Genomic DNA, 16,360 nt, shown 5'->3' with positions numbered 1-16,360 from the left:
AATGTTATTTTTATATCAAATAATTGTTTTGTTAATTTTAATATTATCCCCTTTTATAATTGTATTTAGATTAATAAAAAAAAAAGAAGATAAAAATAGGTTTACAGAAAAATTTAGTTTTCCATCAAAAAAAAGAATTAAAGGCAAACTCATTTGGTTTCATGGTGCAAGTGTAGGTGAAATTATGAGTGTTATCCCTTTAATTAAACATTATGAAAAAAATAAATCTGTCAGACAAATATTAATTACATCCAGTACATTAAGTTCATCAAAAGTTATAAAAAAATTTAGGTTCAAAAAAACCACGCATCAATTTTATCCTGTAGATTTCTACCAAATTATAAATAGATTTTTAAATTTTTGGAAACCTGATGTGGCTATCTTCATCGACTCAGAAATTTGGCCCTGCATGTTTCAAAATATATATAAAAGAAAAATACCCTTAATTTTATTAAACGCAAGATTAACAAAAAAAACATTTAATAATTGGATTAAAATTAAGAGCTTTGGAAAATCAGTTTTTGACAATTTAACAATTGCTTATCCACAAAATATAGAAACGTTTTCTTATATAAAAAAACTTTCAAATACTAAAATCAATAATCTAGGAAATTTAAAATTTGCAGAAATTGGAGATTATTATTCTGATAAATTTAATTCGAACCTAATATCAGAATTTAAAAAGAAAAAAATTTGGATTGCTTCAAGCACACACAATCCTGAAGAGATATTTTGTGGCAAAACGCATCTGCATCTTAAAAAAAAATATAAAAATCTTTTAACAATTATTATTCCAAGACATATACATAGAGTAAATAAAATTAGTTCTGAACTAAATGACCTTGGATTAAATATAACTTTACATAGTTCAAAAAATCAAAAACTAAAAAATGTAGATATTTATTTAGTTGATAGTTTTGGTGAAACAAAAAAATTTCATGAAATTAGTTCATCAGTATTTTTAGGTGGCTCAATTGTCAATAAAGGTGGACAAAATCCATTAGAAGCAGCCCGATTTGGAGCAAATATATTGCATGGTCCTAATGTAAATAATTTTACTGATATTTATAAACATCTTAAATATTTAAATGTATCAAGAACTATTTACTCACCAAAACAATTAGCTTCTTTAATTAAATTCAAAAAAAACAAAAATACTGGGGTGAAAATAAAAAAGATTGGAGATAAAATTTTAAAAAAAACTATAAAAGAACTAGATAAATATATCCTAAATGAATTTAAAAAAACCTAGATTTTGGGAAATTAAGAAACCTAACTTTTTAGCATATTTATTAGTTCCTATTGCAGTATTAATTCAATTTTTAAGTTTACTTAAAAATAGTCCAAAAAAAACTAAATTTAAAATAAAAACTATCTGCATTGGAAACATTTATATAGGAGGTACTGGAAAAACTTCTCTAAGTATAGAAGTTAAAAATATTTTAGAAAAAAAAAGTATAAAATCTTGTTTTATTAAAAAATATTATAGTAATCAAAAAGATGAACAAATTCTCTTAAAAAATCATGGTGAACTTTTTTTATCTGAAAAAAGATTTAACGCTATTGCGGAAGCTGAAAAGAAAGGTTTTGAGGTTGCTATCTTAGATGATGGTCTTCAAGATAAAAGTATTGAATATGATACAAAAATTGTTTGTTTTAATAATATTAATTGGATTGGGAACGGATTTACAATCCCCGCGGGACCATTAAGAGAAAAAATTAGTAACTTAAAGAATTATGAAAATGTATTTATAAACGGCAATTTACAGAATTTAGAGCAACTTAAAAAAGAGATACTTAATATCAACCCAAATATTCAGATATATATAGGAAAATATATGCCAGAAAATTTAGATGAGTTTAATATTAAAGATAACTATTTAGCGTTTTCAGGAATTGGTAATCATGGAACTTTCATTTCAATGATGAAAGAATATGGTTTTAAAATTTTAAAAGATTTAGAATTTGCAGATCATTATCATTATAAAGATAAAGATATAAAAAAAATAATCAATTTAGCAAAAGAATTAGATTGCAAGATTGTGACAACTGAAAAAGATTTTTTACGATTAAAAGATATGAACTTTAATAATTTAAAATTTATAAAATCTAAATTGAACATCCTAGAAAAAGAAAAATTTATTGAGTCAATAATCTAAAATATGAAATTTATAAAATATTTTGTTCAATTTTTACTAACTTTGTTTTGTTTTATATTATTTAAAATATTAGGGGTAAAATTATCCTCAAAGTTGAGTGGAAAAATATTTGAAAATATAGGACCATTTTTTAGATCCACAAGAATAATTGATGAAAATATTAAAAGAGCATTACCAAACATAAGCAAAGAAAACCTAGATCAGATCAAAATTTCAATGTGGAATAACTACGGCAGGGTATTTGCAGAATATATTTTTATTAAAAATTTTAGATATGGAAATTTAGCAAAAAATATAGAAATAGATGGAAAAGAAATTTTGGAAGAAATAAAAGAAAAAAAATTACAGGTAGTTTTTATTTCAGGACATTTTAGTAATTTTGAATTAATGGCAATGAGTTTAGAAAAAAATAATATCAAACTTGCAACTATTTATCGTCCATTAAATAATATTTTCTTGAATATAATAATGGAAAAAATTAGAAAAAAATATATATGCCAAAATCAGATTAAAAAAGGCATAGGTGGTTTAAAAAATTTAGTAAAATATAAGAAACAAAATTTTTCAACTGCATTAATGATAGATCAAAGAGTATCAGAGGGAATTTTAAGCAATTTGTTTAACAAAAAAGCATTAACAACAACAATTCCAGCACAGTTAGTTAAAAAATACAACATTCCTATAGTGCCTGTCTTTATAGAAAGAATAAATGATTTAAAATTTAAGATAACTATTAATAAACCAATCTTTTTTTCAAAAGATATATCAATAAATTCCATTACTGATGAATTAAATAAAATTCTTGAAAAAATGATAATAAAGAAACCTGAGCACTGGATTTGGTCTCACAACCGTTGGAAGTAAATTTATTATTTTAAAGATAGTTCTCTTTTTTTGTTTGCTTCTACATAAGAGTAATAAGCTTCCTGTTTTTCAACATTCCAATATGTTAAGTCTTCTAACATGATTTTTTTACCTGAAACAGCACACATTACATGGTCACCGGCTTCCAACACATTGAAGTTATTAGGAAGATATTTTAATTTAGCTAATTTATTTTTCATTTCTAAGATATATAAATAGTTATATGAAAATTGCAATTTTAGGTAGTGGAGGTAGAGAACATGCTCTTACATTTTCAATATCTAAGTCAAACAAAGTTGAAAAAATTTACTGCATACCAGGTAATGCAGGAACATCTGAAATAGCTGAAAATATTTCGCTAGATATAAATAACTTCAAACAAGTTCATGAATTTTTAAAAAAAAATAATATCGATTTTGTTGTTGTAGGTCCTGAAGATCCACTTGTGAATGGAATTGTAGACTACTTGGAAAAATTAAATATAAAAGTTTTTGGACCAAATAAAATTGCTTCACAATTAGAAGGTTCAAAAATTTTCACAAAAAATCTATGTAAAAAATATAACATACCAACAGCAGAGTTTGGTGTTTTTAAAAATGCTGAGGAATCTTATAATTATATAGATAATGCAAAACACCCATTAGTAATTAAAGCAGATAATTTAGCAGCTGGTAAAGGTGTCTATATTTGTAGAGAAAAAAAAGAGTCATATTTAGCGGTAAAAGAAATATTTGACGGCAAGTTTGGAGTTGCAAAAAATATTCTTTTTGAGGAATTTTTAGAAGGTGAAGAAATGAGCTATTTCATAATTAGTGATGGAAAAACATTTAAGTATTTTGGCTCAGCTCAAGATCATAAAAGAGTTGGTGAAGGAGACAAAGGTAAAAATACTGGTGGGATGGGTGCATATTCGCCATCAAGATTATTTAATGAAAAATTAGAGCAAAAAATTTTAGAAAAAATTATTAAACCAACGTTAAAAGGTATAAATGATTTAGGAACAAAATATAGAGGTTTTCTATATGCAGGATTAATGATTGTTAAGGATGAACCATTTTTAATTGAATACAATGTAAGGATGGGTGATCCCGAATGTCAAACAATTTTGCCAACTTTAGACACTGATATCATTAAAATTTTTCAATCATGTATTAATGAAAAACTTGATGAAATAGATATAAAATGGATAAATAAAAAAAGTTTGTGTGTCGTATTATGCTCAAATGGTTATCCAGATAAATATGATAAAAATTTAATTATAAATAATTTTGATAAATTAAATTTAAATGAGAATAATTATCTATTTCATGCTGGAACACTAAAACAAGATAACAAAATTTATTCTGTTGGGGGCAGGGTATTAAATTTCATATCACTTTCAAACACTTACAGTGAAGCAAAAAAAAATATTCACGAAAACTTAGAAAAATTAAACTGGGAAAAGGGTTTTTTTAGAAAAGATATTGGATACAAAGTCATTAATAAATGAGAATTATTGGTGGTAATTTTAAAGGTAAAAAAATTCTTGAACCTAAAGATAAAGAAACAAGACCTTTAAAAGATTTAACAAAAGAGTCTATTTTTAACATTATTAATCATTCAAATAAATTTTCTATTGACCTTGAAAAATCTTATGTCCTGGATTTATTTTCTGGGACAGGATCTTTTGGTTTGGAATGTTTATCAAGAGAATCAAAACATGTAATTTTTGTAGAAAATTACAAAGGAATATTACCAATCTTAAAAAAAAATTTAACAAATTTAAAAACGGTCAAAAATTATTCAATTATTGAGAAGAATATTTTAATTGATATTGATTTTTTAGAAAAGAAAGAAAAGTTTGATATTATTTTTTTAGATCCTCCATACAAAGAAAGAGATGTTAATACTATTTTAAATAATCTTTCTAAATTCAAAACTCTTAAACCGGATGGAATAATAATTATTCATAGACATAAAAAAGAAAAGGACAATTTTCCAGACAAATTTAAGATTATTGAAGAAAAAAAATATGGAATTTCTAAAATAATATTTGGAAAATTTATTTAAGTTAAAATTTTCTTTGTTTCAGTTTTAATTAACTCAACAGCTGGTTGGTCAAAAGGATTAATTTTAAGAGCTCTTCCCAACAAGATTGTTTCTAAAATAAAGAAAGTAAAAAGTTCACTTAATGTTTTTTCATCTCTTTTCAAAATCTCAAAACTCCTGAAGGGTAATTTCTTATTTTTAAAAACATTTTCAGTAGCTTGTTTTTGAGCATAAATAATATGATCAATATCTTTATTTTTCAAATAACTTTGCATTTGTAAAATTTGACTATTGTTGATTTTTGGAGAATTTTTTTCTTTTACGTAAAAAAAAGTAAAAAAATTGTTCTTAAAACCATCTAAATATAATTGCATAACACTGTGATTATCTTTTGGCATATTTGAAACAATAGGAAGAATACCAATACCGTTTTTTCCTAAACTTTCAGCTACCAATTGTTGATACCAATTGAATAAATTTGTTGATTTCTCATCATAATTTATGATCACAGAATTAAATTTTTTTCTTTTTGCAAAGAATAGAATTTGGTCAACATTATTTACTAAAGAATTAAAATAATTTTTATTTTTCATCAAATTATTAAGTTGTTTAAATTTATTTGAATCTAGACCCATCAACTCTGCTGGCAACATTCCTACTTCTGATAAAACAGAGTATCTTCCTCCTATGAAATTATTGTGATGAACTATTTCTGATTTAAATTTTTCAGCTAAAATATGAAGATAATTTTTTTTATTTTCTGTAATGAAAATATTTTTACTTTTTTTTTTAACAAAAATATTTGTATTAACAATGGTTTCAGTAGTATTACCAGATTTAGATATTATTAAATTTAAATATCTTTTTTTTGTATTTTTTTTTTTATTTGATTTTAAATTATCTAAAAATTCAAATTTTTTATTTATTTTATGTCCTAGAAAATCATAAATCGCTTGGGTTCCTAGTGAGGATCCTCCCATCCCAATAACTCTAAAATTAATATAACTTTTAAATTTAGAAATTGTCTTTTTGTTAAAATTATTTTTGTATTCTTTTTTTAATGATTTGATTACAAAATTATCTTCTTTGAGGAGACTTATTAATTTTTTTTTTAAGTTTCTGTTTAACTTTTTTTCCCTAAAAAGCTTTAGTTTAATATTTTTTGTGAGCATTAATTATTTTTTATTTTGCCCAAAATAGATCCTTCTAGATCGATATCTGATACTTCCTGTTCGGTATTCGCACTACTATCAGTGATTAGACTTTTAATTTTATTCTCTTCTTTTTGTTCTGTATCTTTATTTTCATTAGGAATAGGAAGCTCATTAAATTCTGGAGGCATCACCAGAGGAGATTTTTTTTCCACCAAAAACTCATCGCTACTATTTTTTTTTGGATTTTTAAAACCTTCTTTAACTGTATTACATCCTGATAAAATAGTTAATATTAAACCTAAAATAAAAATAAGATTAAATTTTTTCATTATTTGTCTCTTCAGATTTGTTCATAATTTCAATTAATATCATTAAAATTATACCTATAGTTATAAATATATCTGATACATTAAAAATAAACCAATGAAAATTTCCCACATGAAAATCTATAAAATCTGGTACAGCTTTGTAAATTAGTCTATCAAAAAAATTTCCCAAAGCACCACCCAGTACTAATAATAGTGCAAATTTTCTTAAAGGATCACTTTTTTTTATCATAAAAATAATAAAAATAATTACTATAAATATTAAAAAAGTTAGTAAATTATAAAAATAATCGTCATTAAATGAAAATAATCCAAACGCTATTCCCTCATTCCAAATTAAATGAATATTCAAAAATTTTGATGAGTATATTTCAGAATTAAAATTAAGTTTATCCTGATGAATTACAAATAGTTTTGAAATTCTGTCTAAAAAAAAAATGATTAAAATAATAACTATTTCTAAAAAATAATTTTTAAATATTTTATTTAAAGACATTAAGAACTTTGAGGACAATTAGATCTGGCACATGCTTTTTCATTTATTTTCCAACACATAGAGCATTTCGTTCCTTTTGCTTTTTCTGTAAGAACATTTACGTCGATATTATTTTCATATTTAACTTCAGCTTTAGACGTTATACAAAGCTCTGAAAAATCAATATCTTTTGTGATACTTTCTAAATTTTGATCTAAATGAATTTTAATTTCAGCTTCTAAACTTGATCCTATTACTTTGGCTGCTCTTTTTTCTTCTATACTTACATTACATAAATTTCTGATTTTAATTAACTCAATCCATTTCTTATTTATTTTTTCATTATGAAAACTTTTTGGAAATGTTAAAAAATTTTCTAAATGAATACTTTTGTGATTTTTGAATAATAATTGATAAATTTCCTCAGTTGTGAAAGACAATATTGGAGCAAACCATCTAAGTAGAGAGTTTAAAATTATATTCAACAATAAAATAGTTGATTTTCGCTTAGCGCTTTCTAAAGAGTCACAGTATAAAGTGTCTTTTCTTATATCAAAATAAAATGCTGACAAATCTACAGTGCAAAAATTTAGTAGTTCTTTATACAAATTGTGAAAATCATAATTCTCAAAATATTTTTTGAAATTATTATTTAAAGAATACAATTTATGTAGCATGTACTGTTCTAAATCAGGTAAATTATTTAATTCTATTTTTTCAAGATCAATTATCTCAAAATTGTCATTAAGATTTCCTAATAAATATCTAAATGTATTTCTAATCTTCCTATATGAATCGGCATGTTGATCTAGGATTGAATAATCTATTCTTAAATCCTCTGAATAATTTGATGATGCTACCCAAATTCTTAAAATATCAGCTCCATATTTTTTTAAAATATCTTCTGGAGCAATCACATTTCCTAATGATTTAGACATTTTTAAACCTTTCCCATCCACAACAAAACCGTGAGATAAAATTGAGTCAAAAGGGGCTCTGCCTCTAGTTCCGCATGATTCTAATAATGATGAATGAAACCACCCTCTATGTTGATCTGAACCTTCTAAATACATTGATGCTGGCCATTTGAGGTCACTTCTTTTCTCTAATACAAATGAGTGAGTTGAGCCACTATCAAACCAAACTTCAACGATATCACTTAATTTGTCATAATCTTGGGCTTTATATTTATCGCCCAAAAATCTTTGCGGATCATCTGAAAACCAACAATCAGATCCCTCTTTTTCATAAATTGATGCAATATTTTCATTAACTTCATCATCAACTAAAATTTCTTTGGTTTTTTTATTAACAAAAATAGGTAAAGGGACACCCCATACTCTTTGTCTAGAAACACACCAATCAGGTCTAGTTTCGATCATAGATTTTAATCTTTCTTTTCCCTTACTTGGATAAAATGTTGTATCATCAATGGCTTTTAAAGCTTTGTCTCTTAATTTATGACTTTCCATAGAAATAAACCACTGAGGTGTTGCTCTATGAACCAATGGTGCTTTTGATCTCCAAGAATGAGGATAAGAATGAATTAGTTCACCATTTGATAATAAATTTTTTTGCTCTTTAAGTTTTTCAATTACTATTGGGTTAGCTTTAAAAATATGAACACCTTCAAATAATTTTACATTATTTGTATATTTCCCATCACCATCAACTGTCTCTATTGCTTTTATTCCATTATTCAAACATAAATTAAAATCATCTGGTCCGTGACTCGGCGCACAATGAACTATTCCTGTACCCTGCTCTGTCGTCACAAATCTTGCTTCTAACATTGGGATCTGAGTTTCATAACCTAAGTTTAAAAAGGGATGATTGCAAATAGTATCCTTGAACTCTTTTCCTTTAAACTTTTTAATCTCTTTATAATTTTTAATTCCACATTCTTTTATGACTGACTCAAGTAAAGCTTCTGCAACAATTATTTTTCTGTTTTGAAAATCTCCATCATCATTAACTTGCAATAAAACATATTCTAAGGACTCATTGTAAGCTAAAGCTTTGTTTGCAGGAATCGTCCATGGTGTTGTGGTCCAAATTATAATTTCACTTTTTTCTAACTCTTTAATCTTAGACGATCTTACTGGAAATGATGTATATATAGTGTCTGACTTGTGATCTTGGTATTCTACCTCTGCATCAGCAAGTGCAGTTTTTTCAACAGTTGACCACAAAACTGGTTTGTAGCCTCTATATAAACTTCCTTCTTTGAGAAATTTTCCTAGTTCTCTTACTATTTGAGCCTCTGCATCAAAACTCATTGTAGAATAATAATTCTCCCAATCACCAACTACTCCTAATCTTTTGAATTGACCTTTGTGAACTTCAATCCATTTTTCAGCAAAAGATCTACACTCTTTTCTAAATTCAACTATAGGAACATCATTTTTATTTTTTTTATTTTTTTTATATTGCTCTTCTATTTTCCATTCTATCGGTAAACCATGACAATCCCATCCAGGGACATAAATTGAGTCTTTTCCATCCATTTGATGAAATTTTACAATTATGTCTTTTAAAATTTTATTTAATGCTGTCCCCATATGAATATTGCCGTTTGCATAGGGAGGGCCATCGTGTAAAACAAATTTTTCTTTACCTTTGCTTGATTTTCTCAATTGATCATAAAGATTTATTTTTTGCCAATAATCCAGAATCTCAGGCTCTCTGATTGGTAAATTGGCCTTCATCGAGAAAGCTGTTTTAGGTAAATTTATGTTAGATTTACTCATTTAGTTTTTTTTGCAATATTTAAATCAGATTTAATTTGTCTTCTAAGTTGATCAACGTTTTTAAATTTTTTTTCTTTTCTAATAAACTTTAAAAACTCCACTGATAAAAGCTTATTATAAAGATTTCCAGAAAAATTGAACAAATGCACCTCAAGTAAGATTTTTTTTTGATTAAATGTGGGTCTATAGCCAAGATTTGCTATACCACTCAATTTTTTTTGATTTTTTTTCCTTAGTACTCTTACTGCATAAACTCCAGGCTGTGCTAAGATATAATCCTTAATATCTATGTTGCATGTTGGAAAACCAATTTTTTTTCCAACTTGTCTTCCCTTTTGAACTACTCCATCAATAGTCCATTCTCTTCCTAAAAATTTATTAGCTTGATTTAAGTTACCTATTTCTAATAAATTTCTTATTATCGTTGAAGATACTATTTTTTTATTTTTTAAAAGTGGCTTTGGTTTAATAACTTTATAATTATAATTTTTTTCATTTTGTATAAGTAATTTAACATCACCTTCTCTTTTATTTCCAAATCTAAAATTATTACTTACAAATATAAACTTGCAATTGAGTTTTTTATATAAAATTTCTTTTATAAATTTAGTTGATTTTATTTTAGAAAAATTTTTATCAAATTTTTTTGTAATTATAAAATCTACTTTTAATCCTTTGATTAATTCAATTTTTTGATTTACAGAAGAAATTTTAAAATTCTTCAATGAATTATTAAAATACATCTTGGGCATTGGATCAAAATTAATCACACCAATTTTTGAATTATATTTTTTTTTATAAGATAGAGCTAATTTAAATAATTTTTGATGTCCTAAGTGAAGACCATCAAAATTTCCAATTAATATAATTGAGTTTTTATGGTGATTATTAATATTGAAATTTTTATATAACTTTACCATTTTAATTCTGTTTGAGTAAAATTAACGATAGCTTCATACTCTTTTGAAACTTCGGTAACTCCTTTGTTCTGTATTTCTTCTTTATGAATTCCATTACAAACCAACAAGGAATGGTAATTTAATAAGTTAGCACCCTTTATATCTGTATTTAAATTATCACCAATCGCCAAAACTTTCTTACCAACATTGTCTATGGACTGATTATAAACTTCTGCATGAGGTTTGCCAAAATAAATTACTTTTCCACCCATTTTTTCAAAAACCATAGCAACTGAACCTGCACACAATTCTCTAATATTTCCTCGATCAACAATTAAATCAGGGTTGGTACAAATCATTTTTTTTGTTGTGTGATTTTCAAGTAAGTTTTTGTAATAACTTAAATCATCCTCATGGTCATCGAACAAACCTGTGCAAAGTAAATATTCACTTTCATTTAGCTCAGTTGATTTATTATTTTTAAATTCATTAAATAAATCAAAATCTCTAGGGGGACCTATATGAAAAAAATTCTTAGATTTGAAAGATGTTTTTAAAAAATTTAAAGCTGCTTCACCCGAGGTATAAACATGTTTTGTCAAATCTTCGCTCATGCCCATTTTTTCTAAAAATTTATTTACTGTAGTATTTGGTCTTGGGGCATTGGTTAATAGAACAAAACTTTTATTTTTTTTCTTAAGTTCATTTAAAGTTGCTATTGCTGAGTTATGTAATTTGACACCATTATGAATGACCCCCCACAAATCTATGTAAAAAAGGTCATAATTATCAGCAATTGACTGAAGGCCATCTAAGTCTAAATTTTTGGTCATTATTTTACCTATAAACCATAATATTTAGATTTTCCTAGCATAATTACTCTGAAAAGATTCTCTTATCTTGAAATAGGCTATGAAATATCTATATGAGGCTCATATTTATATAGAATTATAAAGGAGATTTATGAAGTTTAAACCGTTACATGACAGAGTATTAATCGAAGTTTTAGACAGCAGTGAAAAAACTGCTGGTGGAATAATTATCCCAGATACAGCTCAAGAAAAACCTCAAGAAGGAAAAGTTGTTGCTGTTGGTGGTGGAGCTAAAACAGAAGATGGAAAAACAATTCCAATGGATGTTAAAGTTGGAGACAAAGTTTTATTTGGCAAATGGTCAGGGACCGAAGTCAAAATAGATGGCAAAGAATATAGCATAATGAAAGAGTCTGACATTATGGGTATTTCAAGTAAGTAATTTAATTTAAAGGAGAAAATAAAATGGCAAAAGTTGTTAAATTTGATGCTGAAGCAAGAGCAGCTATGATTAGAGGAGTAAATATCTTAGCTGATACTGTTAAAGTAACTTTGGGTCCTAAAGGAAGAAACGTTGTTATGGATAAATCTTATGGTGCACCTAGAATTACTAAAGATGGTGTTTCTGTTGCTAAAGAAATTGATCTTGAAGATAAGTTTGAAAACATGGGCGCGCAGATGGTTAAAGAAGTTGCTAGCAAAACAAATGATGAAGCTGGTGATGGTACAACAACTGCAACCATTCTTGCACAAGCAATTGTTAGAGAAGGTGTAAAATACGTAACTGCTGGTATGAATCCTATGGATGTTAAGAGAGGAATTGATGCAGCGGTTGAGGTTGTAAAAGAAAACTTAGTCGCATCTGCTAAAAAAGTAAAAGACAGCGATGAAATTGCACAAGTTGGAACTATTTCTGCAAATGGTGATAAAGAAATTGGAACAATGATTGCAAAAGCAATGCAAAAAGTTGGTAACGAAGGTGTTATCACTGTTGAAGAAAATAAAGGAATTGAAACTGAACTAGACGTTGTTGAAGGTATGCAATTCGACAGAGGTTATTTATCACCATACTTTATTACTAATAGTGATAAAATGACTACTGAGTTAGATAACCCTTTCATTCTTTTACATGAAAAAAAATTAACAAACCTACAACCAATGGTTCCTCTATTAGAAGCTGTTGTTCAAGCAGGTAGACCATTAATGATTATTTCTGAAGATGTTGAAGGAGAAGCTTTAGCAACTTTAGTGGTAAACAAGTTAAGAGGTGGTCTAAAAGTAGTTGCGGTAAAAGCACCAGGTTTTGGTGATAGAAGAAAAGCAATGCTTGAAGATATTGCTATCTTAACTGGAGGTCAGGTTATTTCTGAAGATTTAGGAATTAAACTTGAGAATGTTAAACTTGATGACCTAGGTTCATGTAAGAAAGTTAAAGTAGATAAAGATAACAGTACCATTGTTAATGGAAGTGGTAAAAAATCTGATATCGAAGGAAGATGTGCTTCAATTAAACAACAAATTGATGAAACAACTTCTGAATATGACAGAGAGAAACTTCAAGAAAGACTTGCAAAACTAGCTGGCGGAGTTGCTGTAATCAAAGTTGGTGGTGCAACTGAAGTTGAAGTTAAAGAAAGAAAAGATAGAGTTGAAGATGCTTTGAACGCAACAAGAGCTGCAGTTGAAGAAGGTATTGTAACTGGCGGTGGTTGTGCATTACTTTACGCTGCTCAAGACCTTAATAAAGTTAAAGCAAAAGGTGATGATCAAAAAGCTGGAGTAGAGCTTGTTAGAAAAGCACTTGAAGCTCCAATCAGACAAATTACTAAAAATGCTGGTGTAGATGGTTCAGTAGTTGTTGGTAAATTGTTAGAGCAAAATAAAAAAACACATGGATATGATGCACAAAGCGAAGAATATTGCGATATGTTTGCTAAAGGAATTATAGATCCTGTTAAAGTTGTAAGAACTGCTCTACAAGATGCTGCTTCAATATCTGGATTATTAGTAACTACAGAAGCGATGATTGCTGACAAACCTGAGGAAAAAGATGCTGCTGGTGGTGGAATGCCTGGTGGTATGCCTGGTGGTATGGGCGGCATGGGTGGAATGGGTGGAATGGGAATGTAATCCCTCTGCTCTCAAACTAAAATTTAAAAGGCCATCACATGATGGCCTTTTTTTATGTAAATTCAAATTATGTCAAAAAGATACAGTGGAAAGTCATTTAAAGATTCGGGTGTAAAAAAGAAGCCTAAATTAAGTTTTAAAGAAAAAAGGAAACTTAAAAAAGATAAACAAAAAAAGCCTAATTAATCACAAGTTATTTAAATTAATCAAGCCAGTCATGAGTTTTTTTAAGTTTTAATATCAAATTAAATATGTATAAGAGCCAGAATTTATGAGCAACAATATAAGAAACATCACAATTATAGCCCATGTAGACCATGGTAAAACTACTTTGATTGATAATTTAATGAAACAAAGTGGATCATTTAGAGAAAATGAAGTTGTTGATGAAAGATTAATGGACTCTGGGGAACTAGAAAAAGAAAGAGGAATTACAATTCTTGCAAAACCTGCATCTATTAACTGGAATGATTCAAGAATAAATATTATTGATACGCCTGGCCACAGAGATTTTGCAGCAGAAGTTGAAAGAGTTTTGAGCATGGCTGACGGAGCTCTTTTATTAATTGACTCTGCAGAGGGAGTAATGCCTCAAACAAAATTTGTTTTATCGAAAGCATTAAAACAAGGTTTAAAACCAATTGTAGTTATTAATAAATTGGATAAAGCAGATCAAAGAGCTAATGAGGTCTTAGATGAAACTTTTGATTTATTTGTAAGTTTAGATGCAAATGAAGAACAATTAGATTTTCCTGTTTTATATGCAAGTGGAAGATCTGGATGGGCTGATGATGAGGTTGATGGGCCAAGAGAAAATTTAAATCCTTTATTAGACTTAATTGTGGAGCACGTTAAACCAGCAGAATTAGATAAAACAAAACCTTTTGCAATGTTATCAACATTGCTTTATTCAGACAGTTTTTTAGGTAGAAGTCTAGTAGGTAGAATCACACAAGGGACAGCAAAAGCAAACCAACCAATCAAAGCTATTAATTTAAATGGTGAAAAAGTTGATGAAGGAAAATTAACAAAGATTTTTAGATATGAAGGAACTAAAAAAGTTCCGATTGATGTTGGAGAAGCAGGAGATATTGTTGTTGTAGCAGGATTAGAAAAAGCAAATGTTGCTGATACAATTTGTAACTTAGAGGTTAATGATCCTATACCAGCGACTCCGATTGATCCTCCGACAATGTCGATTACAATAACTGTTAATACTTCTCCATTAGCAGGTACAGAAGGTAAAAAACTTACAAGTACTCAAATTAGAGAAAGATTAGTTCAAGAAGCACAAAACAATGTAGGAATTACTTTTTCAGAAAATGATGGAAAAGATTCATTCGTTGTAAGTGGACGAGGTGAATTAATGTTGGAAATTCTTCTTACTCAAATGAGAAGAGAGGGTTTTGAAATGACAGTAAGTCCACCAAAAGTTTTATATAAAACTGATGATCAAGGAAACAAACTTGAACCAATTGAAGAAATTACTATGGATTTAGATGAAGAACACTCTTCAAAAGTAATCGACTCAATGAATAGAAGAAAAGGTAAATTAATTGAATTAAAAGATACAGGCACAAATAAGAAAAGATTGATATTTCATGCACCTACGAGAGGTTTGATGGGATACACAAGTAGATTTCTAACTCTTACTAAAGGGGAAGGTGTAATTAATAGAATATTCCACGACTACGGTCCTTTTGAAGGTGAAATGGAAGGTAGAAGAAATGGTGCATTAATTGCAATGGAACAAGGAAAAGCAGTAGCATTTGCAATCTTTAACCTTCAAGCAAGAGGAGAAATGTTTGTTACCCATAATGATCCTGTTTATCCAGGCATGATTGTTGGATTATCGCCAAAACCAGGTGACATGATTATAAATGTCATGAAAGGAAAAAAATTAACAAATATGAGAACACAAGGAACAGACGAAAACGTCGTTCTTACTCCTGTTAGAAAAATGTCAATAGCTGAACAACTAAGTATGCTTAACAGTGATGAAGCATTAGAGATTACACCTGAGTCTTGTAGATTGAGAAAAGCAATTCTTGATCCTCATGAAAGAAAAAGAAGTGAGAAAACTAGCGCAGCTGCTTAGTTAAATATTTTTCCAACTAAAAATAATCCTAAAGCTACACAGGGTCCAATTCCAAAAGCAAATATAAGTGTGCCCACTCCAACGGTCCCACCTAAATACCAACCAATAATTACAACAGTAATTTCTAAAAAAGCTCTTACCAAGGCTATAGGTAAATTTGTTGTTTTTGTTAGTCCTGTCATTAAACCATCTCGTGGACCTGGACCAAGATTAGCTACTAAATAAATACCACTACCAAGTCCTACTAAAATTACTGAAAGAAATGCTAATAAGTATTTTGTAAAAAGGGATGAAGGTGGTTGAAAATAATTTAGAGTAAAATCAATCATGGCAGCAATCACGATGATATTAAATATTGTCCCAAGACCTGGTTTTTGTTTTAAAAAAATCCATAAAAAAAGTACTCCTACACTTACAAAAAATGTTGCTGCTCCAATGGATAAACTGGAGTTGAGTGAAATTCCTTCAGCTAATACTGACCAGGGTGAGTTTCCAGTTGTTGATAAAATTAACAAACCTTCTCCCAAACCAAAAATTGTTAAACCAAAAATTAAAAAAAATGATGTTGAAAATTTTGGCTTGAAGTTCAAACTTTCGTTTGAGCTCCAATTTACTTTTGGAATATTTTTTATAGATAGGAACATTAAATATTGATACTTTTAGAT

At 27.8% G+C, this 16,360-nt stretch carries 16 protein-coding genes; 8 read left to right on the top strand and 8 right to left on the bottom strand.

Annotated elements, in window-relative coordinates; genetic code table 11:
• The first annotated feature begins 1 nt into the window (after position 1).
• The 3 genes from ACTTA5_RS00220 to ACTTA5_RS00210 are packed head-to-tail and all read left to right on the top strand — an operon-like array spanning position 2 to position 3,023.
• Positions 2 to 1,252 (top strand): 3-deoxy-D-manno-octulosonic acid transferase, encoded by a 1,251-nt coding sequence (locus ACTTA5_RS00220; RefSeq protein WP_440646971.1) that lies wholly within the window; start codon positions 2 to 4, stop codon positions 1,250 to 1,252.
• Entirely contained in the window at positions 1,233 to 2,159 is a 927-nt protein-coding gene (gene lpxK, locus ACTTA5_RS00215) for a tetraacyldisaccharide 4'-kinase (protein ID WP_440646969.1), read from the top strand. The genes ACTTA5_RS00220 and lpxK overlap by 20 nt, the downstream gene beginning before the upstream one ends.
• A gap of 3 nt (positions 2,160 to 2,162) precedes the next feature.
• On the top strand, positions 2,163 to 3,023 hold the full coding sequence (locus ACTTA5_RS00210; RefSeq protein WP_440646967.1) for a lysophospholipid acyltransferase family protein: 861 nt from the start codon (positions 2,163 to 2,165) through the stop codon (positions 3,021 to 3,023).
• 5 nt (positions 3,024 to 3,028) lie between these two features.
• Here the strand turns inward: ACTTA5_RS00210 and ACTTA5_RS00205 are convergent, their stop codons facing one another.
• Positions 3,029 to 3,223 carry a DUF2093 domain-containing protein gene (locus tag ACTTA5_RS00205; protein ID WP_440646965.1) on the bottom strand — a complete coding sequence of 65 codons (195 nt, stop codon included), beginning with the start codon at positions 3,221 to 3,223 and terminating at the stop codon, positions 3,029 to 3,031.
• Between the two features lie 23 nt (positions 3,224 to 3,246).
• On the opposite strand from ACTTA5_RS00205, the gene purD reads away from it, so the two are divergent.
• Both purD and rsmD read left to right on the top strand, forming a co-directional pair.
• A complete protein-coding gene (gene purD, locus ACTTA5_RS00200) occupies positions 3,247 to 4,512 on the top strand; it encodes a phosphoribosylamine--glycine ligase (RefSeq protein ID WP_440646963.1) in 1,266 nt (421 codons plus the stop codon).
• Positions 4,509 to 5,072, top strand: a complete 564-nt coding sequence (rsmD, locus tag ACTTA5_RS00195; RefSeq protein WP_440646961.1) for a 16S rRNA (guanine(966)-N(2))-methyltransferase RsmD — start codon at positions 4,509 to 4,511, stop codon at positions 5,070 to 5,072. Before purD ends, rsmD begins: the two co-directional genes overlap by 4 nt.
• On the opposite strand, the gene ACTTA5_RS00190 is transcribed toward rsmD, so the two are convergent.
• Genes ACTTA5_RS00190 through ACTTA5_RS00165 form a run of 6 tightly spaced genes read right to left on the bottom strand, consistent with a single transcriptional unit; the run spans position 5,069 to position 11,488 of the window.
• Positions 5,069 to 6,223: a glucose-6-phosphate isomerase gene (locus ACTTA5_RS00190; RefSeq protein ID WP_440646959.1), complete on the bottom strand. Its 1,155-nt coding sequence runs from the start codon at positions 6,221 to 6,223 to the stop codon at positions 5,069 to 5,071. The two genes, rsmD and ACTTA5_RS00190, sit on opposite strands and share 4 nt — an antisense overlap.
• Entirely contained in the window at positions 6,223 to 6,534 is a 312-nt protein-coding gene (locus tag ACTTA5_RS00185) for a DUF3035 domain-containing protein (protein ID WP_440646957.1), read from the bottom strand. The genes ACTTA5_RS00190 and ACTTA5_RS00185 overlap by 1 nt, the downstream gene beginning before the upstream one ends.
• The gene (gene lspA, locus ACTTA5_RS00180; RefSeq protein ID WP_440646955.1) at positions 6,521 to 7,027 is read right to left on the bottom strand and encodes a signal peptidase II; all 507 of its coding nucleotides are present in this window, start codon (positions 7,025 to 7,027) and stop codon (positions 6,521 to 6,523) included. The genes ACTTA5_RS00185 and lspA overlap by 14 nt, the downstream gene beginning before the upstream one ends.
• Positions 7,027 to 9,756, bottom strand: a complete 2,730-nt coding sequence (gene ileS, locus ACTTA5_RS00175) for an isoleucine--tRNA ligase (RefSeq protein WP_440646953.1) — start codon at positions 9,754 to 9,756, stop codon at positions 7,027 to 7,029. The genes lspA and ileS overlap by 1 nt, the downstream gene beginning before the upstream one ends.
• Entirely contained in the window at positions 9,753 to 10,676 is a 924-nt protein-coding gene (locus ACTTA5_RS00170; RefSeq protein WP_440646952.1) for a bifunctional riboflavin kinase/FAD synthetase, read from the bottom strand. Before ACTTA5_RS00170 ends, ileS begins: the two co-directional genes overlap by 4 nt.
• Positions 10,670 to 11,488, bottom strand: coding sequence for a TIGR01459 family HAD-type hydrolase (locus tag ACTTA5_RS00165; protein WP_440646950.1), 819 nt, complete (start codon positions 11,486 to 11,488; stop codon positions 10,670 to 10,672). Before ACTTA5_RS00165 ends, ACTTA5_RS00170 begins: the two co-directional genes overlap by 7 nt.
• A gap of 130 nt (positions 11,489 to 11,618) precedes the next feature.
• On the opposite strand from ACTTA5_RS00165, the gene groES reads away from it, so the two are divergent.
• From groES to typA, 3 genes are all read left to right on the top strand, one after another.
• Complete coding sequence (groES, locus tag ACTTA5_RS00160; RefSeq protein ID WP_075506443.1) at positions 11,619 to 11,909, top strand: co-chaperone GroES; 291 nt, start codon at positions 11,619 to 11,621, stop codon at positions 11,907 to 11,909.
• Positions 11,910 to 11,932: 23 nt separating this feature from the next.
• On the top strand, positions 11,933 to 13,597 hold the full coding sequence (gene groL, locus ACTTA5_RS00155; RefSeq protein WP_440646948.1) for a chaperonin GroEL: 1,665 nt from the start codon (positions 11,933 to 11,935) through the stop codon (positions 13,595 to 13,597).
• 271 nt (positions 13,598 to 13,868) lie between these two features.
• Positions 13,869 to 15,695, top strand: coding sequence for a translational GTPase TypA (typA, locus tag ACTTA5_RS00150; RefSeq protein ID WP_440646946.1), 1,827 nt, complete (start codon positions 13,869 to 13,871; stop codon positions 15,693 to 15,695).
• Here the strand turns inward: typA and yczE are convergent.
• Positions 15,692 to 16,339, bottom strand: coding sequence for a membrane protein YczE (gene yczE / locus ACTTA5_RS00145; protein WP_440646944.1), 648 nt, complete (start codon positions 16,337 to 16,339; stop codon positions 15,692 to 15,694). The two genes, typA and yczE, sit on opposite strands and share 4 nt — an antisense overlap.
• Between the last annotated feature and the right edge of the window lie 21 nt (positions 16,340 to 16,360).

It is taken from the genome of Candidatus Pelagibacter sp. HIMB1521 (assembly GCF_052047875.1).
In the GTDB taxonomy this organism is placed as follows: domain Bacteria; phylum Pseudomonadota; class Alphaproteobacteria; order Pelagibacterales; family Pelagibacteraceae; genus Pelagibacter.
This window is presented reverse-complemented; position numbering and strand designations above follow the sequence as displayed.